Source organism: Vibrio sp. PNB23_22_6 (genome assembly GCF_052877535.1).
The window spans coordinates 105,101-127,150 of the sequence record NZ_JBNFXP010000005.1; the positions used below are offsets into that span (position 1 = coordinate 105,101).

The following is a 22,050-nucleotide window of genomic DNA, read 5'->3' on the forward strand; positions in this document are numbered from 1 at the left end:
AAAAAATAACATTTCACGACACAATGCGACCTTGTGTTCGTGGTAAAGCTTGAATCAGTAACTGTTCAAGCGAGCGCGGATACTAGCATCCAACTCTGTATTCAGCAACAAAAATTGTCTATAAACCAATAAAAAGACGCCATTCTTCGAAAGGGATACCTGCTGTTTGAATGCATTAGATGAAAGCTTGTTCATTTTGTGTTGATTTTAACCTTTTTGCTGCCCGTTAAGTACGGCTGCGTTGCAGAATGAGGGTCGCTTTTAAACCGCCCATTTTGCTTTCCTCAAGGCTTAATTGGCCACGATAGCTGTGTGCCATTTCACTGACGATGTTTAATCCAAGGCCAGAACCAGGGGTGGTTTCATCGAGCCTATAGCCTCTTTTCGTTACCTGATTAAGTTGTTCCCGTGGGACTCCTGGACCATCATCTTCAATCATGATGTAAATGTTGTTTTTATCTTGCGTAGCGTGAACGCGAATAATACAGTTTGCCCATTTGTAGCTATTTTCTAGTAGGTTACCGACCATTTCGTCTAAGTCGGTTTTTTCTACCGCGACACTCAACTCAGAATCTAATTCGTTGATCAAAGAGATCTCACGATGAGCATAGACTTTATCAAACGCCATTGAGATGGCATCTACCCGTTCAGACGGGTTTGATTTTACTGAGAGAATATTCATCGAGCCTGCCATACGAGCGCGGCCTAAGTGATAGTCGATGTGTTGCTGAATCTGGGCAATTGGCGCATTTAAGCGATTTTGCTCTTCAGGCGTTAAGTTCTGCACTTCGTTTTTCAAAACCGAGAGCGGCGTTTTTAACGCATGAGATAAATTTCCAGCATGATTTCGAGCTCGCTCTAAGAGTTCTTGGTAGTGAAAGAGCAGGGCATTGAGGTCAGCGATCAGAGGAGAAATTTCTTTTGGGTACTCTTCTTCTAAGCCTTTTTTGTGACCGGATTTAAGCTCTCCGAGCTCTCTTTGCAGTTTGGTAAGCGGACTTAATGACCAGGCAATTTGCAGCAAGATAACCGCAAGTACGCCAGCAAATAACAAGCCTAATATGATCCACAATCGTCCGGTCAAAGATTGAATTGTGCCTTCAATTGGCTCTTCGTCGATACCGATGATGACATCAATGGGACCGTCATAATCGGGCAGATAAAGGGTCTTCTTCAACGTGATGAGCTTTTCATCTCGTGCGCCAAAGGCATCTTTGTCCAATCCCTTGTATTCAATCTTCTTGTCCCACAGAGAACGTGAACGTTCTAGGCTGCTTTCTGTGGATGCGCTCCAATATAAACCACTATAAGGGCGGTTAAAGCGTGGATCGGACAGCTGAGAAGTGAGAGAGAGCTTACCGTCATTGTCGACTTCTAATTGTGCGGCTATCTCATCCATGAATATATTCAACTGCGCGCGAGTTTCACCCACCATGTAATGGTATACCTGAGTTGGGATAGTCACCCCCGCAGCTAGGATCATCGCGGTTAACCACACCACAGCGGCGAGCACTAAGCGACTTTTAATACTTAGTCGCTTAAGTGTGTGCAGTGGGAGTTTATTCCTACCCGGCATTAAGTTGGTATCCTAAACCACGGACGGTCTTAATGATTTTGGGTGCAATTTTTTTTCGAATGCGGCCAATAAACACTTCGATCGTGTTGGAATCTCGGTCGAAATCTTGTTTATAAATGTGCTCGACAAGTTCAGTACGAGAAATAACTTTCTCGGGGTTGTGCATAAAATACGCCACGACTTTGTATTCTAGTGCTGTCAAACTTATCGGCTGCCCTTGCCATAGTACTTTGGATGAACGGGTATCTAAGCTTAAGTCGCCAACATGCATGACCGGCGATGTATTGCCCGATGCTCGGCGTAGTTGAGCGCGAAGGCGTGCAGTCAACTCAACCATTTCAAATGGCTTGGTTAGATAATCATCTGCGCCTGCATTCAAACCTTCTACACGCTGGGAAAGTGTGTCTCGTGCACTTAGAATAACGACAGGGGTATTAATGTTTTCATCTCGTATACCTTTCAGTACCGTTAAACCATCAAGTTTTGGAAGGCCAAGATCGAGTACTATCGCATCCCACTCTTCAGAAGTGGCGCGATAAAGGGCATCGATACCATCTTGGGAAAGCTCTGGCACCCATCCGCTGTTTTCTAGTGTTTCAACGATTTGTTCACCTAGACGAGGTTCATCTTCGACAACAAGTATTTTCATGCTAATTCTTCTTATTGTGTCTGGTTATTGTGGCTTTAATGCTTTGTTGAAGTTACGCCCCTTAATTTCGAGCATTTCAAGCGTGGCCGCATCGTATTCAACTTTTATGACACTATCGTTGAACAAAATTTTCAGTTCGTAAATCCATTCGTCGTCATCTTCTTCAAGTTCAACTTTAATAATACGCCCATAGAGATCATTCTCCACTGCGGTATACATATCGGAAAAGGGACGAATATAGCCGTTCTGAACCGCACGGTAGACTTCATCCTGATCTTCAGCGAATTCAATGCGTGTTCCCGGTTTCTCAACGTCACAAACGATGGCATGACCATCTTTATTGTCATGATGGTCATGGTGAGACGCGAAGCTTGGCGCTGATAATAACAGCGGCACTAAACTTAGCAGCACGAAAAGTTTACGCGGAGTGGCGGAGGTCGACATAGCAAAGCCTTTTTCAATGAATTGTAATGATTATATCGAGCTGTACATGAACAGAGAGTGAATTAATGAGCACTCGGCTACTTTAACTCGTCTTCGAAAATCCTATCCCGCAATTTCCAAAAGCGTCCTGATTTTCGAGCGATAACAAACTGGGGCAAACGGAAGCGATGTTGATTCGCCACAACCTTGGTTGGTGATGCTTCTTCAAAAGGACGATGTTTGTCGGCTAGATGAGGGCGGACGAACTGGTCTTTGAAGGTTTGCTTCTGCTTTTTGGTATTCAATGACCAGAACTCATGCACTAATGCATTACCTTCGCCTTGATATGTCTCACCAGAATACGTCACTTTCAGTTGCGATTTACCATCACTGGATTTGAATACCGATAAGTCCATTTCTGTGCACTCAAAGATAAGCGCGTCTTTAAGGTTTAATGCTTCTTTAAGTTTTTTATCAGGGTCGACGAGCGTCGCGTCGCATTCATGGCAAATACGCGCTGCGATGTCGTTATCCGCGCCGCATTCACCGCAGTATTTGGCACGAAAGCGGTAACCACAATGCTCACGCTCTCCGGTTTCATCGTCTTCGAAGTAGCCCTGACAGCGTCGGCCAAAGTGCTCCAATAAGAAACCATTACTGTCTAGCTTGCCCCAAAAGTTATTATTGAAGCCACAAGCGGGGCAAGGAATGGTGATGATTTCGCTGTTCGAGTCGGGTTTCGGGTCGCCGACCTCTGGCTGGTACAAGTCGTAGCTGTTACCTGCATAGTCAAGCACCAAACACTCTGTTTTACCCTCAGATAACCGTAAACCACGGCCAACAATTTGTTGATATAAGCTGACGGATTCCGTTGGGCGCAAAATTGCGATCAAATCCACATGAGGTGCATCGAATCCGGTGGTAAGAACAGACACGTTGACGAGGTATTTTATCTCACGATTTTTGAACGACTGAATGATTGCATCGCGCTCAGGTGTAGGCGTGTCACCAATGACAATAGCGGTTTCGCCTTCAGGCAGTAAGCCATGGATTTCTTGCGAATGGCGAACGGTGGCGGCAAATACCATGACACCTTTACGTTCTTTGGCGTATTGAATGATTTGCTCAACGATTTGTGGCGTGGCACGTTTGGCTTTGTCTATCACCATGTCCATTTCGGCTTCTTTGTATCGCCCGGTATTGGCTGGTTTTAATTGTGAGAAGTCATAAGATAAGACCGGGGCGTCCATCATACGTGCTGGCGTTAAGAAGTTTTCGTCTAGCAAATAACGAATAGGGAGTTCGAAGATACAGTCACGGAAAAAGCGTGACTCTTCAGTCCGAACTTGTCCACGGGTGTGATACTGGTATATCCAGCCCATGCCTAAGCGGTAGGGCGTTGCGGTTAAACCCAAAACTTTAATACCTGGGTTGAGTTCTCTTAGGTGAGAGATCACTTTTTGATAGCTGCTGGTTTTTTCATCTGGCACGCGATGGCATTCATCAATGACGAGCAATGAGAACTGATTTTTAAATGAATCTAAGTTTCTCACCACAGATTGAACGGAGGCAAACACCACTTGTTGGTCGGTCTCTTTTCGACCCAAGCCGGCGGAGAATATCGATCCTTTTAACCCATACCCTTCGTATTTGGCATGGTTTTGTTCCACCAGCTCTTTTACGTGAGCGAGCACCAGCACTCGGCCTTTAGCCAGCCTTGCCAGTTCTGCGATAACCAAGCTTTTACCCGCGCCAGTTGGCAAGACAATCACTGCGGGTGTTGAGTGCTTACGAAAATAGTGAATGACCGCTTTTACAGAGTCGGCTTGATAAGGGCGAAGGATGTACATGAAATTCTGTGAAATTGCTCAACTATTTTTATTAGGATGGCTATAATACCTGACTTTTATACCCAAGTGACTTTTGAATGCGCCATTCTCGGTCTGACTTGGGCTCAATAGGCTGGTAAAGAAGTCATTTGGGTATAATTCAATGAGGTATTCATGCGTTTAGATAAATATTTGTGTGATGGTCTGGGTGCGACTCGCAAGCAGGCAACAAAGATCATCAAAAGTGGCCTTGTCACCGTTGATGGCGAAGTACAAAAAAGTGGCGCGTTTAAAGTGTCAGAAGGCAGTGTGGTTGAGTGGGAGGGGCGTGAAGTTGGCATGCCTGGGCCTCGTTTCATCATGCTGTACAAACCTGCGGATTTTGTTTGTTCACACGAAGATGGCTACAACCCAACCGCATTTGTGCTGCTTGATGAGCCAAAGGTTGAAAATTTGCATTTTGCAGGCCGCTTAGATGTGGACACGACAGGTTTGGTATTAATCACCGATGATGGTCAATGGTCTCACCGCATTACGTCTCCAAAACACAAGTGTGAAAAAACCTATCGAGTTTGGCTCGCTGACGCGATTCAGCCAGATTACGTAGAAAAGTTTGCTGAGGGTATTGAACTGCGTAATGAGCGGGAAGCCACATTGCCTGCGCATCTCGAAATTGTTAACGAAGCAGAAAACGAAGTGCTGCTGACCATCGTGGAAGGTAAGTACCATCAAGTTAAACGTATGTTTGCTGCTTTAGGCAATAAAGTTGAGCAATTACATCGTGAACGGATTGGTGCAATACAATTGGATGACACCTTAGAACCAGGGGACTACCGTTACCTGACGCAAGAAGAAATTGATTCTGTTTGGAAATGATCATTTTTACAGGAAATGGTTTTAGTTCCGAATAAGAACTGGATTTTTGGTCGGAATCTCCTCAAACTGGTGGTTCCTGCCAATACTGCTCGGTGTCTAAATAGCGGCTAATCAGTGGTTTTGGCGAAAGCAGCAATCAGTCTCAATCAATGCAGAATATTGGTGGGAGGACCACAACAAGAGGTAAACAATGACCGAGAAAGCCCTTAGTACTCCCCAGTCTCAAATTAGCTTTTTATTATTCCTTGTACTCGGTGCCATTGGTGCGTTGACACCGTTAGCCATCGACATGTATTTGCCAGCAATGCCAACTATCGCCAAAGATTTGGGGGTAGCGGCTGGCGCGGTGCAAATTACGTTAACGGCTTATACTGCTGGTTTTGCGTTAGGCCAGCTGATTCATGGCCCCTTGGCTGATAGCTATGGTCGACGCCCAGTTCTTATTTTTGGCGTGTTCTTTTTTGGGTTGGCAGCGGTTGTCAGTGCAACCACGAACGGCATTGATGCGTTAACTTATGTGCGCATGGCTCAAGGTTTTGCAGGGGCCGCAGCGGCAGTTATTATTCAAGCGATCGTTCGTGATATGTTTGATCGTGAAGACTTTGCGCGTGCGATGTCTTTCGTCACTTTAGTGATTACCATTGCCCCACTTGTTGCCCCAATGATTGGCGGCTACCTTGCGGTATGGTTTGGGTGGCGCTCAATTTTTTGGGTACTCGCGATTTCCGCGGTGATTGTTATTTTGTTAGTGCTATGGAGGATTCCAGAGACATTAACACCGGAAAATCGACAGTCGCTTAGATTTGGAACCACGATTCGTAACTATGCCCGTTTATGCTCAAACCCAGAGGCATTAGGATTAATGCTATCAGGGGCGTTTTCATTCTCCGGGATGTTTGCTTTCTTGACGGCTGGCTCGTTTGTCTACATTGATTTATATGGGGTTCAACCTAACCATTTTGGCTATCTGTTTGGCCTAAATATTATTGCGATGATCATCATGACGAGCATCAATGGTCGCTTGGTGAAAAAGGTTGGATCACACGCTATGCTTCGTTTTGGGCTCTTGATGCAACTGAGCGCAGGCATTGGACTGTTTGTAGGTTGGCTATTGAATCTAGGCCTATGGGGTATGGTGCCATTTGTCGTGATGTTTATTGGCACACTGTCAACCATTGGTAGTAACTCAATGGCGCTATTATTAAGTGGTTACCCAAGTATGGCGGGGACAGCTTCTTCTTTAGCGGGGACGCTGCGCTTTGGGACGGGATCCCTAATTGGGGTATTCGTTGCCTCGCTGCCTGATGGCGTGGCATGGCCAATGATCATCGTAATGTTTGCTTGTTCAGTGCTATCTGCACTGTTTTATTGGACTTTAGGAAGAAAGGCGTAATGTCTAATTACACCACAGAAATTCAAAAATTGGTTAATGCTGCTCTGAGCGAACTTGAGCAGGAACATCGTTCGGGTAAACTGGCGAATGCGCCAATAGCGAACAATCTATACTTGGTTCGTTGGGTAACAAAAGCATTGAAATCCCAACAATTTGATCGCAGTGTTGTTGATGACTTAACTCGTTGGCAAAAAGCGGGTCGTTCAAAAGGTAACGACGCAGGGTTGTTGTTTATCTTCAAACGTATTTCTGCATACTACGCCCAGAGCTTCCCTCAGGGAAAAGAGGCGAGGGTGATTAAAGATTCAGAAATCGACGCGTTTCTTGATTATATGGAACAAGAAGGCTGGGAAGTGTCAACATCCGAGCCGTTGATTGGTTTCGGTAAGGTACAAATCTTTACCGAAGGTCAAAACTCATTGGCATTGTGCGCTGATCAATGTGACAGCTGCTTTGATGGCGAACGCTTAGTGAAGCCTATGAGTTGGTTTGTTCGTGGCAATCATGCGGATTTTGTTGAGAAAGCGGCTAAAGCCGGCTTTATGGTTCATAAGGTGACGGATTACAAATCGTTAGTGAAGTACCACGGTGAGTACCTGATCTACCCAGGGAACGAAGGTAATCAGTTGGCTGAAATTCCTCTGAATTTCCAAGCTTAATTCCCTCGTTCTGAAAACATCAGGTGATATATTCAGTAACCTCAGGTGTACTGAATTCAGCATCTTGAGGTCACTTACTTTGTATATCTAAGCCTGATGTTTTGTTTATGCAATGACGAAGCTAAAAGCGGTATTTCCAATATACAGAGCCGTAGAAGCCTTCATAGCTTTGCAGAACTTCGCTCATATTGGCTGCCTCATCATTGAAGAGATAATCTTCTTCTGAATAATCCTCATAGCGGATGTTAAATTCAACGCTCTGATTCTCTGTCATTTCATAGTCTCCACTAAACTCATATCGGTATGAGGTGGACTCGTTATCTGGGTATTGATACCCATCTGATGAGACTGAAGATTTGCCTTTTCCTTGGTTATAACTGTAATCAAAAGAGAGTGATAGCTTTTCATCAAGAAGCCGATCTTTGCTGATCCCGAAGCCAATAGTGGCAATGTCGTCTTTCAACTTAGTTGTGTAACGGTCCCACCCTACCACGTCAGAGTTAGCGAGTTGTTGCTCAGTACTGATGGTTTGCTGGTTGTAAAAGACATGGCCGCTTACCCCATCGGATAGGTAGAAGTTGACGCTGACGTCATAGCCGTAATCCTCGCCTTCGCTAAGGCCAATATCAGGCTTAGGATAATCGTCATTGGCATACCAGACTTCAGCGACGAGCTGAATATTGTCATTTATGTCGTAATAGCCGCCTCCTCGAACCTCCAGGCGCTCTCTGTCCGCTAAGTAGTACTGTCGTAAGTTGGGGGAATCATAACTAGAAGGTAACCAGTCAGACCCATCTCGCTGAGAATAGGAAATTTGACCTCCAATATACCACGGGGCGTCAGGGCGATACTGTGAACCGAGAGAAAATCGATGCTCATCAGTTCGTTTTCTGTCGGCGTATTCGCGTTTATCTTGTTTATAACGGTACCCGGCATTCACACTGACATCAGGATTGAAGTGATGGTCGAGTTTGGCCTCTAGTTTTGTTTTGGTGCGGTCATATTCTTCACGCGTGAAGCCAATGAGGGTATTTCGGTCTGACTTATCGTCTTTATCTAGATAATTTGCAGATAACGCTAATGCGGTCTGACGTGAGAGCTTGTTATGGTAATCCGCGTTCACTAGAAGCGAATTCATCTCACCATGAAATGTATCTGAGTTGACGGGGGATTGAGGGAAAGGGTTTAGCCCACCTTCTGAAGTGGCTTGAGACCAGAGTACACGTCCACTTATGGTGTGCTGTTCCATTCGATAGTTGCCGGATATGGCGAACTGATGGAAGTCATTATCAGGTTCATAGGCAAGGTGGTTTGCATATGGATTATTGGCGCTACCGTAATAGAGTGCGGACTGATCATTACGAAAGAATGAACCACGATAGGCGATATCAATAAGCCAATTATCTTCTATGTAGCTGACACCGGCTTGTGTATTTAGCGTTTCATTGTCGATTGTTTTGGGGATAAAACCAGGGGCACTGATGAGATTCGGAATGTTTGGTGAATAGAGCGATAGAGTTCCTTCCTTACGTTCATGTTTCATCGATACATAAGGCTTCCATGGCGTATGTGGCGTATATTCGAGCTCTAGCTTAAGAGTTTCACGCTTTACCTCATTCTCATACTGAGATAGCTCGCCACTTATTAGTGTGTTGTCAGTACCGTTATAGGCACTTAAAGATGAACGATTCCAAAAGTAGGGGGTCTCACGATAACTGATAAGCAGTTGAAAACCGTCAAATTGCCCGACCTCCCATTGCAGCAAAAAGCGTTGTAAGCCAAGATCTTCAACAATAAAACGTTGGAAGAAACCATTATCTTGATACTGTGCCATATTAACGTTTAGGCTCGCGTTAAAATGTCTATTATCGTTCGTGGTTCCGTAAAGAGGCGGGATCCAATTATAAAACCTTGAAGAACCACCGTTGTCTAAAAATCCAGCACCAATGCTAGCGTCGCCTTCCCATTGTCCAATGCTGCTGCATTCACTGCAGTTCCAACGAGTTTTGTCAGCGGGCATGCTGTTTTGAAGTGCATAATCATTCGCCTGTACTTGCAAGGTGAGAATGCAAGAAATGACTACATAGAGTTGTGTTGATCTCATACTTCCCTCCTTAATAGCTTAGCGCTTGGCCACGTGGATGGTTGGAACCATGTACTTGATTGTGACAGTTGAGACAACTTCCACCACGAACTCTAAGGTCATTTTCAGGTATGGAAACATTCGCGTGCGGAATGCGATGACACTCTTGGCACAGCATCGGTAAGCGCCTGTTAAGAAGCGCTTTGTTTATCGAACCGTGAGGTTTATGGCAGGTCGTGCAGTCCTCGACAACGGGCTCGTGCTCCCATAAGAAGGGGCCTCGTTTTTCTGCGTGACATTCGTAACAAGAATCATTGATGGATGACCATTTCAAACTGTAGTCGTTCAGTGTTTGGTGAGGGTTGTGGCAGCTGGAACATGTCATCACACCATCGAGGATAGGATGGCTCGTGCGCTTGTGGATATCGGATTTTGTTTTTGGATGACAATCGGTACATTTCTCTGCTTGAAGCTCAGCGAACATCATGGGGTCGTCTTTTTGGTGCAATTGGTGGCAACTCGAGCAGGTGAGCCCTTCGAAAGCATGTTCACTGCTGTGCCAAGTCGTGCGATCTGCATCTTGGTGGCATGACAAACAAACGCTATTTTGCTTTTCCGCCGGAACAGGAGAATCGGGACCAAATGTGATCATGGGTTCACGAGCCTGTCCTTTACGTGGATTGCGCTCATGGTTGTTGGCAGGTCCATGACAAGCTTCACATTGCTTGTCACTGATTGGGCCATGAATATTGGCAGCCTTACCATGGATGTTGTCAAAAATTCCCGTGGCTGGTTTATCTGATGTGTCATCATGGCAACGTAAACAACCATCTGGCCCACGACGAGAGTATTTTCCTTCAGAAAACTTAGTATCTAATATCTGTTCGATTTCTTCTTGGCTCAACGTTGTGGTTTCAGATTTTGTCGTGTCGTTTGAATACACCGTAAAGGTAAATCCGATGCAAAGTATGCCAGCCAAAAACCACCGCTGAATCATTGTTTTCATAAGAATCCTTTTCTTCATTTTAAACATCGTTTTTATTATCAATGCCTTAATCAGCGGTAGTCATAAACACGGTGAACTTTATCCACTCCTTGTGATTGCCCTATTGCGTGGCATGTTGCGCATTGTTCGGTCCCCGTGGCCTCAGGTGCTGTTGCTGCGCCCCAAATGGCTCCATGATTTAGCATATGGTTTAAAGCCGAGTCTCCTGCGATGGTATCAGGGTCCGCGTTTGCCAGTGATGATTCGAGGTGACATGCGCCACAAGCGACTAATGCTGGGCTAAAGTATTGACCACTGGCCAAGGAAGGACGAGGATTGTTCTGGCTTGGTAAGTTGTATTGCGACTGACTATGGCAGGCTTCACAATTGTTTATTGTACCAGGGTATGGGGCGTTCCCTGTACGTCGAGAGCCAAACGCATGAAATGAATGAACATGGTATTTGAGATCGGCTGCCATGCCTGAGAAAAAGGCGGAGCGCTCAGAGTTGTGGCAGTTCTTACACTGTTGGAAGTCCGTCGCTGCATGAGGATGTTGGCCGAATAAATGAATGGAGAGTTCCTTATGACAGTCATTGCATAATGCGAGTTCGGCACCCACAGGGATACTATGTTGTTTCACGATGCCTCCGATATCAAAAGACGCGGTTGCATTGTTCGAGGCAATAACAAAAGGCGAGTTAATCAGGTCGATGCCCTCGAAGATGTGGCAGTCGGCAAGCTCTCCGCTCTTTCTATCCGCACAAAGTGGAGCGTCAGCGATGTTGACAGTAAGAATGGAGGTGGCATTAGGCTGTAACAGTGTGTCGCTAAAATTCTTATGGCACAGAAATAATCCTTCACCTTGGGCAATACAACCATCACCTGTTTGACCATCATCAGCAAGGTTTAAACTGTTGTTCGCAAGTACGGGACCATCTCCGTTATCCCAGTTGAGCAATAGGTTTAAGTGACCAGGTTCATTGATGTAAGGGGAAAGCTCAGCGATTGATGTTATTCCAAGACCATCTTTCGAGACCTTCAGTTCAATTTCAAACTGATTGTCAGTGAACCTGGCGTGTTTTATATCAATCACTAAAGAGTTTCTTGCGGTAGCGAGATTATCTAGACGAGTAAGATGGACGGTTTTTGCACTCCGCTCCGCATCCTCTCCAACAATTGGGTTGCCCTCGTCGTCTCGCTCATAAGGGCGATGGCAGCCGGAACAAGTATTTTGTGGTTCGCCATTGCGTAGCCATACATTACCAACTTGGTTGTCATGTGCGCCCCGATCTCGATATAAATGGCAAGTTTCACAGGCCACTTGGCTAGGGTGCTCAAACCAATTATTCGCATCTGATGCCAGTGTAATGTCAGTAGAATGGCAAGTGGTACAGTTTCGAGCATCTTGAGGGAACGGATTGTCTTCAACAATGAGTCCATTAATATCGGTAACCAGCATATCGTTTTCATCGATGGGCTGCTTGTAAGTGGTGCTGTCACCTCTATCGCTACCAAGTTTAAATACGTTGCCATGATACTGATGAATGATTGCGGCTAACGGACGTCTGGCTGGTGCCGCACCTGGGTTGCTGTCATTGTGGCAAGCGGTACATACGGCAATATTATTGTCAATGGAGCGATAGCCGGGGCCATGGAAAAGCGGCTCTTCCATATGACAACTTTCACACTTCCCTTTCTCAATCACGTTTCGTGAGACTGATGGGCTGGTGTTCCCACTCGGTATCCACTCGTAAGCGTGAGTGAATCCAAGTTCTTTGTCGCCATACGCCATAACAATTCGGTGTAACGTATCTTCATCCCATGCGATATAACCACTGTTATTTACTGAGTCGCTAGGATAAGGATCCTGAATTTTAAACAGATCTGCTATGGCAAAGGTGTATCGATATCCCTCATCCGTTTCTAGCAAATGACCATCCCAAACACTTTCCATGCTTGCGCGATTAGTGGGAGTGTTGCTCGAGTGATGAAAGCTCTTCCAATACGTGTTGCCATGACGTCCGTTAAATGCGAATGCGGGATCGGTTGTATCTTCAATATTCTCGCGAGAAGGCATCGCTTTTAATAAGGCGATGCGAAATTCTCTATTTTCATCAAAGCGGTACGACTGCCCACTGCCATCATATATAGAGAAGTCGATGACGAGTTTCGTTTCACCGCTATCAAGAGAAACTAATCTAGGTGGTTGGATATTAACGCGAAAATCACCCAAGTTAGGAGGAGGGGTATTTTGGTCATTCTTGCTGTCTGGTCCGCAAGCGATAAGTAGTGACCCTAAGATGACAATAATAGTCGACTTGAAACAGTTCATGGCCTCTCTCGATTCTTCCTTAAAGTAAGTGGGATTGAGTTAGCTTTGATGAAGTTTGCTATATATAACCTACTGATTAAGTTATTTATCCTTTATCGAGACCGAGTTTAGATGTCCGTATATCCACTCATTTCCAAGGAATTGAAACTTACTGGTCTGGTATGAGTATAGACGTAAAGATAAATGTTAAAAAATAATACGCACTTTTATTATGGTAAATGATTGATTTTGTAACAATGAATAAATAAAACAGCGACTTAACCTTTAAATGTTATAAAGGAGTGTTTAGCGTGAAAACTAAAAAATTAGATTTATTTGAACTACGCTAAAATTCACAAACAAAGAATCTCACCACTTTTATAAAGTTCATTCTGCCCACGTTGTCGGAATGACAAATGTTTTTATTGTTTTGATTCGGCTATCGATGCACGGTCAACCGTAAGATACTCGCAGGAATAGAGGTTTGACTGGTGTGTTGCACGATGTGTAGAGTCAGGAAGCATATAAACGTGGTGTACGCGCTGTAATACCTCTTTAGTCATGCGGCAAGGAATTAACCGTCACTGTGGGTATAAAAATCTGATTTTTCGTTGGAATTAATGATAAGACTTTATCAAAGATGGTTTTACGGAGGGATGAATTAATGATTCTCATTTCAAAGTTTCTTTTAAATATATTTACCATATCACTTTTAAGTTTGATGTCTATTTCTTGGGGCTGGGCATCTACCGAAGATTTAATTATAAAAAATCAATGTGAATCTTGTCACGGACCTAAAGGTGTGAGCTCTAATACTAATATTCCCTCTATTGCGGGGATACCAGAGTTTAATCACGTTGATCAAATGTTGAGATATTTAGAGGGTAGGCCAGCTGCCACAGTGAATTTTGTTTATGGAGATACTAGCCAAAAAGGTGACATGGTTGGCGTTGTGAAATCCCTAACTGAAGCACAGATAGAGAATATTGCTAAGCATTATTCTAGCATCGAGTTTGTCCGTGCTGACCAACCGTTTGACGCAGCGCTCGCGGCAAAAGGGAAAGCTGTTCACCTTAAAAGCTGTGAAAATTGCCATGCTGAAGGAGGGAGTGACCCGTTCGATGAAGCCTCCATCTTAGCTGGTCAGCAAAAAGGTTACCTTTTAACAACATTGCAGCAATTTAATCAGGGAAAGCGCTCGGTTGACAAACAAATGGATGATGCGATTAAGAGTTTGAGTTCAGAGGACTTGCGGGCACTCTCCGAATATTATGCCAGCTTCCGTTAAACTAAGTTGGAGATGACTGGACATGAGTCTATGGCGAAAACCCAACAAAAAATGGATGCTAGGTGTGCCGATAGGGGGCATATTGGCTTTTGTGATTGGTGTTGGGGCAGTGATGAGTTTCCATGTTGGTATGCAATACACAAATAGCAATGCATTCTGCTATCGCTGCCATATTGGCATGGATACCATCGTAGAGGAGTATCAACAATCATCCCATTTTAACAATGCAAAGGGGGTAGTCGCAGCGACGTGCAGCGACTGCCATGTGCCACGAGAATTTTTGGCGAAGCTTGGGTTAAAAATTCGCGCTACGGCGGATATTTACCATAAGTTGATGGGTGATATTACACTCGAAAATTTTGAAGAAGAGCACCGACCCCGTTTAGCTGAGGTGGTAACAGCCGAGTATGTGGGCAACAAGTCAAAGCAATGTCGATATTGCCACTCTATCGAACGGATGGATTTTGAAAAACAAAGCCGCACTGTTGCTCGTCGGCATGAAATGATGGAAAGTAGAAATCAATCGTGCATTGATTGTCATGCAGGGATTGCACATAAGCTTCCTACTCAAGACTAGCTGATCTTTCGGCTTCCTTGACCATCGCTCTCACCATGCCTTTGAAGATAAATAGGTGAGCTGGCATCATGGCAAACCAATAAAGCAGCCCCAAAAAACCTTGTGGGTGCCACCAGGCTCTGATGTCTAATTCCCTCTGGATTCCGTCGTCTTTGATGGTTATTTCTAAACGACCAAGGCCAGGACCTTTCATGCCGAAGAATAAAGAAAGAAAGTGATTCTCTTCACATCGAATAACTTTCCAGGAATCAATAAAATCACCGACTTTCAACTCCGGCCCGGGAGGCGATACTCGAATTGGTTTTCCTCCACCAAAAAAGATATCGAGCCATTCACGTGTGCGCCACAAGACATTGGCAAAGTAATAGCCTTTCTCTTTGCTACCGATCTTTTGCGCGACTTCCCATAAGGACGCAGCGGAAGCTTTGGTCTTGATACTTGTTCCAGCTTGTTTTGGGTAGTAGCCATACCCTGGTTGCCAACGATTCAGCGCTGCTGGCTCAAATCCCCAAACGTTACTGCGGACAAAAGTCCCTTCTGCTGCGATGGTGTCTGTGACGGACTGTTTATAGCTGATCAGCTTTTGTGGGAATCGTTCGTGTATGGGTTTGGCATCAGCAATGTAATCGTGCTCCAAACCTGCAAGTAGCGCTTTACCAATACTTGCGGGAACTGATGTCACAATGGCTAACCAATATGAGGCCATGTTGGGTGTTAGCAGTGGCGTTGACCAAAGTCGGTAAGGTTTCTTGGTGATCTTAGAAATGACTTCAAATTGCTCACGATAACTTAATGTATCAGGACCGCCAACCTCGTAGATCTCGCTTTTGGTCGGGGTGACTTCCGCTAATTCAAGCAAGTAGTGATTGAGATTGGGCAGGGCAATTGGGTTGGCTTTGGAATCCACCCATTTTGGTGTGATCAGCACTGGAAGGTTGTAAACAAAGTCTCTCATGATCTCGAAGGCTGCTGATCCTGGCCCGATGATCACACCAGCACGCAATTCCGTTATGGGTACGCCCGTTTGGCGAATGATTTTTCCCGTAGCTTTACGAGCAGCAAGATGTGGTGAGTTTCCGGTTCGTGGCTGGATAGCACTCAAATAAATGACGTGCCCTATATGGTTTTTCTCTAGTGCTTGTTTAAAGTTTTCTGCGAGATTCACTTCATATTCGACGAAATCATGCCCTTGAGCCATACCATGAACTAAAAAATACACCAGATCAAAGTTGTTAACGAGTGACAGTGTTGTATCTATGTCGGCTAAATCAAAGTAAGTGATCGTGAGATTTGGATGCGGTTGCGTTCTGGCCTTCAAATAATCAATATGACGCGCCGCTGCCGTGACGGTGTAACCTTTATCAAGCAGTAACGGAAGCAGTTGAGATCCAATGTACCCTGAAGCGCCAAGTACCAACACCTTTTTCATTTTGAATCCTTGTATTGCTGGTGGATTATTCATCACAGAGTATAATCATGGTGCACTTTTCCATTTCTATCAATAGGTTGTCGTTGGAGCGAGGATGTCTTTTTTCTCACAATTGTTTATTCACGCCGATAAATCGTTTTTACGTCGATTGTTCGTCATTGCTCTTCCCATTACTTTACAAAGTATGATGTTCTCTAGCCGAGGCTTGGTGGATGTACTGATGCTAGGGCAACTTGGAGAAGCTGAAATCGCTGCGGTTGGTGTGGCAGCAAGGGCGACCTTTGTTACGACCATTATGCTCCTTGGCGTAACAACCGGTGGCGCACTGTTAACAGCGCAATACTGGGGAGCGGGAAACAAAGTTGGTGTAAGGCAAAGTACGTCGCTGACGTGGATGATTTCAATGGTATTTGCTGCATTAACGGTGGTTATGTTTGTGCTTTTTCCTAAGCCCATCATGAGGCTCACGACAGACTCAGAGCAAGTCATACGTCTAGGCGCGGACTACTTAGTTATCTCGTCGGTGAGTATGTTTGGGGTTGCTTGTGTCGCGAGCATGGCGGTAGGTTTACGCGCCATGCATCAACCAGGTCTAAGTACCTTCTTCAGTGGTATTGGTATCTTTTCTAACATCCTGCTTAATTGGGTGCTGATTTTCGGTAAATTTGGTTTTCCTGCGATGGGGATTATAGGCGCAGCCATTGCAACGGTGATCAGCGCAGCGATTGAAGTCATTTTTTTGTTTAGTTTCCTTTGGCGAAGAAAACATATCGTCGCCTTTGGCTTGGTTGATATAAGGGCTAGCCTTGTTTTGGATAAGATTGCTCGTTTCTTGAAGTTATCTTTGCCAACCACCTTTAACTTTCTTGCTTGGGCGGGGGGCTTGTTTGTTTATCACGCAATTATGGGACAGGCTGGTGTGCAAGGATTGGCGGCACTGTCTGTGATGACACCGGTAGAATCGATAGCTTTGGCAATGATGATAGGGACGTCAAATGCCGCAGCGGTACTTGTGGGGAACCAACTTGGTGCGAAGAACTTCACCCAAGTCTATTATCAAGCTTGGGCAACGGTGATTTTAAACGTACTCATTGCTGTTGTGGTTGCGACGGTATTGCTGATCACTAATCAACTTATCCTAGATGCATTTAGTGCCCTTACCAATGAAACACGAAAATTGGCAGAGCAGTTTATTGTGATTCTCGCGTTTGGTGTGGTCCTTCGCTCTGTACCTATGATGGCGATCGTTGGTGTATTGCGCGCAGGTGGTGATGTAAAGTACTGCTTGTATCAAGATCTTTTTGCACAATGGGTTATCAGTATTCCGCTTACGGCGTTCGCTGCCATTCAACTTGGGTTTGAACCGCAGTGGGTTTACCTACTTTTTTTGACGGAAGAAATTGTGAAGTGGGGGTTGTCTTTGAGCCGTATGCTAAGTAAAAAATGGATGAGGAATTTGATTGAAGATTGATAGGTTGTGCGGGATAAGTTGCATTAGACGTCCCATAGTGTGATCTACTATTCAAAATACTTCCTACTAACGGTATTTTAGTGTAGATTCTGACTCCGAATTTAAACACCATTTGAGCGGCAAAATCAATGTTAAAACTGTCAGACCTATGTAAAGGCTATGTAGACGGGGGGGAATTTCATCCTGTACTACAAGGGGCAGAATTGACATTGCAACAAGGTGAACAAGTTGCGTTAATGGGAGAGAGTGGCTCCGGAAAAAGTACGTTGCTTAATTTGATTGCGGGGCTTGATACCGCGGATTCCGGTGAAATTCAGTACTCCAATTTTGCGATGCACAGTGCACCAGAACGCCTAAGAACACTCTACCGTCGCAACAATATTGGTAATATCTTCCAACAGTTCAATCTATTACCTACTCTGAATATTGCTGACAATATTCGTTTTTGCCGTCAACTCAAAGGTTTACCAGAAGATAAGGGTTTGTGGCGTCAAATTTTATCCGCACTCGATCTTATGCCGCTTTTAGGTCGCTATCCTGAAGAGGTCTCTGGTGGACAGCAGCAACGCGCTGCTATTGCACGTGCGCTTTATATGGAACCTAAAATTCTATTGGCTGATGAACCGACGGGCAGTCTTGATGAACGCAATGCGGAAGCGGTAATGCGCTTGCTCACCAGTCTAGCGCGCCAACTTGATTGTACGCTGTTACTCGTCACACACAGTGAAAAAGTAGCAGAGCACATGGAAGGTCGAATTCGTCTTCAAGGAGGGCAGCTACATGTTATGGCCCGTAGTTAAGGCACTACTCGGTCACTACCGTCGCTACCCACTACAAATTATTCTTGTTTGGCTTGGTTTAACCCTAGGCGTATCGCTTCTTGTTGGGGTTACCTCTATTAACCAACATGCTAAGCAAAGTTATGAAACGGGTGAAAAGCTTTTTTCAAACCCTTTGCCGTATCGAATTCGCACTAAACACTCCGCCAATAAAATTCCTCAAGGTTTTTATATTCAACTTCGTCGAGCAGGGTTCCATCAGTGCGCCCCTTTTGACGTCTTGCACCTTGATACCAAAAACGATTTGGGACTCATGCTGGTTGGCGTTGATCCTGTGGCCTTGTTACCTTTACATCAGGGTAAGTCACTGGGCGATCTACCACTGCTTTCATTGATGAAACCCCCTTATCCCACGCTCATTAGCCAAGACTTGGCGTCTCACATGGAATTGAAAAATGGCGATTTTATCGAGTTAAATGACGGCAGTAGACTGGGACCTGTAAAGGTCGATACCGATCAGATGTTATCTGGCACTCGGTTGGTTACAGATATTTCCCTTTTACGAATGTTAAAGCGCAGTTCTGGTCTTTCTGCAATTTCTTGTGGAGAAATGCCTGAAGAGAAAGTATTAGCACTGAAGAAACTGCTGCCAAATGGAATGGTGCTGGTACGAAACAGCCGTAGTGAACTGGAATCTCTTACCAAAGCGTTTCATTTGAATTTAACCGCAATGGGAATGTTATCGTTCCTAGTGGGGTTGTTCATTTTCTATCAAGCTATGTCGCTTTCTTTTATTCAACGTCAACGACTGGTTGGGATCTTGCGTCAAGCAGGTGTGACGGGTACGCAGCTCACGCAAGCGCTGCTGCTCGAGTTGTGTCTACTAGTTCTGTTGGCGTGGGGATGCGGTAATTTTTTTGGTTTAATTTTGGCCAATGAACTTATTCCTGCAGTGTCATCGAGCTTGAGCGATCTTTATAATGCGAATGTTGGCCTTGCGATTGGTTGGTCATGGGAATCGAGTCTGTACAGTTTGGCGATGTCTGCATTAGGTGCATTGCTATCGTGTCTGTGGCCGTTGATTCGCTTACTTAAGTCACAGCCTATTCGCCTTTCTTCTCGCTTATCATTAATGCGTTTTGCGGGTCGTGAATTTTCTTGGCAAGCACTTGTGGCGTGTGCTTTTTGTGTTGCTGCTGTCGCGGTGTATCAGGCGCCTAAGACTCAGGAGTCAGGTTTTACTATCATTGCGTTAATGTTAGTCAGTGTTGCGCTGTTTATGCCGTTCATTATGTGGCATGTGTTCCAGAGCCTTTCATACTCTATGCGTTGGGTTCGGGTTCGTTGGTTCTTTGCTGATTCAGCGGCAAGCATGAGTTATCGTGGTGTGGCAACCATGGCATTTATGCTTGCGTTAGCGGCAAACATTGGCGTGGAAACCATGGTGGGTAGCTTTCGTGATACCACCGATAAATGGTTAAGTCAGCGTTTGGCGGCGGATTTGTATGTTTACCCAACCAATAGTTCAGCCGCGCGTATGAGTGCTTGGTTGAAAAAACAACCAGAGGTGGATGCGGTTTGGTGGCGTTGGGAGAAAGATTTTCCAACTGAACGCGGTTCGCTACAAGTTGTGAGTACTGGGGCTTCAGAAGGTGAGTTAGATGCACTGACGGTGAAGCTGGGGATTCCGAATTATTGGTACCATTTACATCATGCTAAGAGTTTGATGATCAGTGAATCCATGGCGCTAAAACTGGATATTCGGCCTGGTGATTATATTGATTTGCTCTCTCCGCTCGGTAGTGGTTGGCAGGTCGTTGGCGTTTACTTCGATTACGGTAATCCATATAACCAAATCATGATGTCTCATAGGAATTGGCTGTATGCATTTGCTGGTTCTGGCAACGTTGGCTTGGGCGTGTTGCTCAAAGAAAACGTGAATGGCGAAGGGCTTAAAGGACGGTTGGAAAGTGTATACCGTCTGCCACAAGATCGTGTGTTCGATAATAGCAATATTTACAATCAAGCAATGCGGGTCTTTGATCATACGTTTGCCATTGCAGGAACGCTCGGCAATATCACGTTGATTATTGCAGTATTCGGCCTGTTTTTTGCAACTTTAGCGGGTGAGTTGTCTCGTCAACGACATTTTTCTTTGCTTCGCTGTATGGGCGTGTCAGGTAAAGAGCTAGTAGCACTAGGTGGCTTGCAGTTGTTTGTCTTTGGCACTATCTCGGCAATTATTGCCGTTCCGCTGGGTTTGGCATTAGCGAACTTGATCGTCGACATCATTATTAAACAATCTTTTGGTTGGTCGTTAGAGTTGCAAATCATTCCGTGGGAGTACGTACAGACCATTGCCTGGGCAATGTTGGCTATTATGATTGCCGGAGCCTTACCTGTTATCCGAATGATTAAGAGCACACCAATGAAGTCACTGAGGGATGCGTTGTAGTGAAAGATATGAAAAACAAAAAGATTTTCTCTATTTCTGCTTTGCTCTTTCTAGCATTTATCTTTTTGACTGGCGCCGCGCTTTATTGGACTCATTGGGACGAAGCAACAGCAACAGAAGAAAATGAGATCAATCACGTGCTACAACGTGAAAGTAAGACGGTCTTTGATCCAGTTTTACCAGATGAACATGTCTCTTTGCCTAAAGACTTTCGTTTTCACCTAGGCTATCAACACGAATGGTGGAATTATTTTGCGAAATTGCAGGATAAAAATGGTCAAGTATACAACGTGCAATGGAGCTACTTTAGGGTTGCGACGGATGAACGAGATACGCATGGATGGCAAAATCCACAGCTCTATCTATCTCATGTGGTAATAAGCAGTGGCTCTCAAGTATGGCGAGAGCAGCGTGTTGCTCGTGGCGGAATTGGCCAAGCAGGAATGACTAACCACCCATTTCGCTTATGGATAGACAATTGGAACTGGCGCTCGCTGGGCTTGACGCCATTTCCTGGTCAACTTGATGTGTCAACGGATGCATTTGGACTTGAACTCAACACCATAACCAATGGCCCATTTGTGGTAAATGGTGATAAGGGCTTTCAAATTAAACACGCATTGCAATCGGTCGCTTCTTTTAGCTTTAGTGCGCCGTTCCTAAATGTGAAAGGGACACTTACCCTCAATGGTCAGCTTATATCTGTTTCTGGCTCTGCATGGGCTCAGAAGGAATGGGGAAGTGGTATGATCGGAGAAGGTCAGCAAGGTTGGGACTGGCTTGTCTTTAACTTCGATGATGGTAGAGCGCTTACCGTGAGTCGCTATCGTCATAATGGCCAGTTACCACACATCTTTGGGACTCTGTCTACTCGCTCTGGGGCGGTATTTAATTTGACTGAGAAGGATTTTAGTATTACCCCAATGCAGGTGACGAGCTTACCTAATGGTCGACGATTACCTCTGCAATGGATCATTAATGTGCCCGAGCATGGTATTAACTTAACGACGAGAATCACCAAGTCAGATATGTGGCAGCCTTTTTTGATTCCTTACTGGGAAGGACCTATACAGGCTTCTGGCTCTAACGAAGCATGGGGATTTATGCAGCTTACGGGTTACTAAATACGATATAAAAACCGCCGAGAAAGGCGGCTTTTTTGGGCAGGGATAGCATCATGCTTGTCTCAAAATAACATGGATATTACGAAAATTAATCTCATATTACACTATGTTAATAGTGGTCTCAGTGAGTATTTCGACTTAT

At 45.0% G+C, this 22,050-nt stretch carries 17 protein-coding genes; 9 read left to right on the plus strand and 8 right to left on the minus strand.

The genetic code is table 11. The features are described from left to right. Nucleotides 1–226: 226 nt before the first annotated feature. The 4 genes from ACVA54_RS06135 to ACVA54_RS06150 form a co-directional block, all read right to left on the minus strand. Entirely contained in the window at nucleotides 227–1,576 is a 1,350-nt protein-coding gene (locus ACVA54_RS06135) for an ATP-binding protein (protein ID WP_446649461.1), read from the minus strand. Continuing rightward, the gene (locus ACVA54_RS06140) at nucleotides 1,566–2,225 is read right to left on the minus strand and encodes a response regulator transcription factor (protein WP_099078705.1); all 660 of its coding nucleotides are present in this window, start codon (nucleotides 2,223–2,225) and stop codon (nucleotides 1,566–1,568) included. The genes ACVA54_RS06135 and ACVA54_RS06140 overlap by 11 nt, the downstream gene beginning before the upstream one ends. A gap of 24 nt (nucleotides 2,226–2,249) precedes the next feature. Then, a complete protein-coding gene (locus ACVA54_RS06145; protein ID WP_099078706.1) occupies nucleotides 2,250–2,669 on the minus strand; it encodes a PepSY domain-containing protein in 420 nt (139 codons plus the stop codon). 77 nt (nucleotides 2,670–2,746) lie between these two features. Beyond that, nucleotides 2,747–4,498 (minus strand): DEAD/DEAH box helicase, encoded by a 1,752-nt coding sequence (locus ACVA54_RS06150; RefSeq protein ID WP_446649462.1) that lies wholly within the window; start codon nucleotides 4,496–4,498, stop codon nucleotides 2,747–2,749. A gap of 153 nt (nucleotides 4,499–4,651) precedes the next feature. Between ACVA54_RS06150 and rsuA the strand changes: the two genes are divergently transcribed. The 3 genes from rsuA (at nucleotide 4,652) to ACVA54_RS06165 (ending at nucleotide 7,405) form a co-directional block, all read left to right on the plus strand. Further along, complete coding sequence (gene rsuA / locus ACVA54_RS06155) at nucleotides 4,652–5,353, plus strand: 16S rRNA pseudouridine(516) synthase RsuA (RefSeq protein ID WP_099078708.1); 702 nt, start codon at nucleotides 4,652–4,654, stop codon at nucleotides 5,351–5,353. Between the two features lie 190 nt (nucleotides 5,354–5,543). Further along, nucleotides 5,544–6,746, plus strand: a complete 1,203-nt coding sequence (locus ACVA54_RS06160; protein WP_099078709.1) for a Bcr/CflA family multidrug efflux MFS transporter — start codon at nucleotides 5,544–5,546, stop codon at nucleotides 6,744–6,746. Then, entirely contained in the window at nucleotides 6,746–7,405 is a 660-nt protein-coding gene (locus tag ACVA54_RS06165) for a DUF2913 family protein (RefSeq protein WP_446580111.1), read from the plus strand. The genes ACVA54_RS06160 and ACVA54_RS06165 overlap by 1 nt, the downstream gene beginning before the upstream one ends. Before the next feature lie 121 nt (nucleotides 7,406–7,526). Here ACVA54_RS06165 and ACVA54_RS06170 read toward each other — a convergent pair whose 3' ends face one another. From ACVA54_RS06170 to ACVA54_RS06180, 3 genes are read right to left on the minus strand one after another with little or no spacing between them, the layout of a single operon-like run. Next, nucleotides 7,527–9,509 carry an MtrB/PioB family decaheme-associated outer membrane protein gene (locus ACVA54_RS06170; protein WP_099078711.1) on the minus strand — a complete coding sequence of 661 codons (1,983 nt, stop codon included), beginning with the start codon at nucleotides 9,507–9,509 and terminating at the stop codon, nucleotides 7,527–7,529. A 10-nt stretch (nucleotides 9,510–9,519) separates the two neighbouring features. Then, on the minus strand, nucleotides 9,520–10,494 hold the full coding sequence (locus ACVA54_RS06175) for a DmsE family decaheme c-type cytochrome (RefSeq protein WP_099078712.1): 975 nt from the start codon (nucleotides 10,492–10,494) through the stop codon (nucleotides 9,520–9,522). Between the two features lie 50 nt (nucleotides 10,495–10,544). Next, nucleotides 10,545–12,806 (minus strand): OmcA/MtrC family decaheme c-type cytochrome, encoded by a 2,262-nt coding sequence (locus ACVA54_RS06180; RefSeq protein ID WP_446649463.1) that lies wholly within the window; start codon nucleotides 12,804–12,806, stop codon nucleotides 10,545–10,547. 643 nt (nucleotides 12,807–13,449) lie between these two features. Here ACVA54_RS06180 and ACVA54_RS06185 point away from each other — a divergent pair. Next, a complete protein-coding gene (locus ACVA54_RS06185) occupies nucleotides 13,450–14,073 on the plus strand; it encodes a cytochrome c-553 (RefSeq protein WP_172438078.1) in 624 nt (207 codons plus the stop codon). Nucleotides 14,074–14,095: 22 nt separating this feature from the next. Beyond that, on the plus strand, nucleotides 14,096–14,650 hold the full coding sequence (locus ACVA54_RS06190) for a NapC/NirT family cytochrome c (RefSeq protein WP_099078714.1): 555 nt from the start codon (nucleotides 14,096–14,098) through the stop codon (nucleotides 14,648–14,650). Here the strand turns inward: ACVA54_RS06190 and ACVA54_RS06195 are convergent. Next, nucleotides 14,637–16,079, minus strand: a complete 1,443-nt coding sequence (locus tag ACVA54_RS06195; RefSeq protein WP_119463334.1) for a DUF2867 domain-containing protein — start codon at nucleotides 16,077–16,079, stop codon at nucleotides 14,637–14,639. The genes ACVA54_RS06190 and ACVA54_RS06195 overlap by 14 nt on opposite strands. Before the next feature lie 94 nt (nucleotides 16,080–16,173). Here ACVA54_RS06195 and ACVA54_RS06200 point away from each other — a divergent pair, with 94 nt between their 5' ends. The 4 genes from ACVA54_RS06200 to ACVA54_RS06215 all read left to right on the plus strand — a co-directional run bounded on the left by ACVA54_RS06200 (nucleotide 16,174) and on the right by ACVA54_RS06215 (nucleotide 21,908). Next, nucleotides 16,174–17,550: an MATE family efflux transporter gene (locus tag ACVA54_RS06200; RefSeq protein ID WP_119463333.1), complete on the plus strand. Its 1,377-nt coding sequence runs from the start codon at nucleotides 16,174–16,176 to the stop codon at nucleotides 17,548–17,550. Between the two features lie 128 nt (nucleotides 17,551–17,678). Further along, entirely contained in the window at nucleotides 17,679–18,350 is a 672-nt protein-coding gene (locus ACVA54_RS06205) for an ABC transporter ATP-binding protein (protein ID WP_099078718.1), read from the plus strand. Beyond that, on the plus strand, nucleotides 18,331–20,784 hold the full coding sequence (locus ACVA54_RS06210; RefSeq protein WP_446619140.1) for an ABC transporter permease: 2,454 nt from the start codon (nucleotides 18,331–18,333) through the stop codon (nucleotides 20,782–20,784). Before ACVA54_RS06205 ends, ACVA54_RS06210 begins: the two co-directional genes overlap by 20 nt. Beyond that, nucleotides 20,784–21,908, plus strand: coding sequence for a lipocalin-like domain-containing protein (locus tag ACVA54_RS06215; protein WP_172438080.1), 1,125 nt, complete (start codon nucleotides 20,784–20,786; stop codon nucleotides 21,906–21,908). Before ACVA54_RS06210 ends, ACVA54_RS06215 begins: the two co-directional genes overlap by 1 nt. The last annotated feature ends 142 nt before the right edge of the window (nucleotides 21,909–22,050 follow it).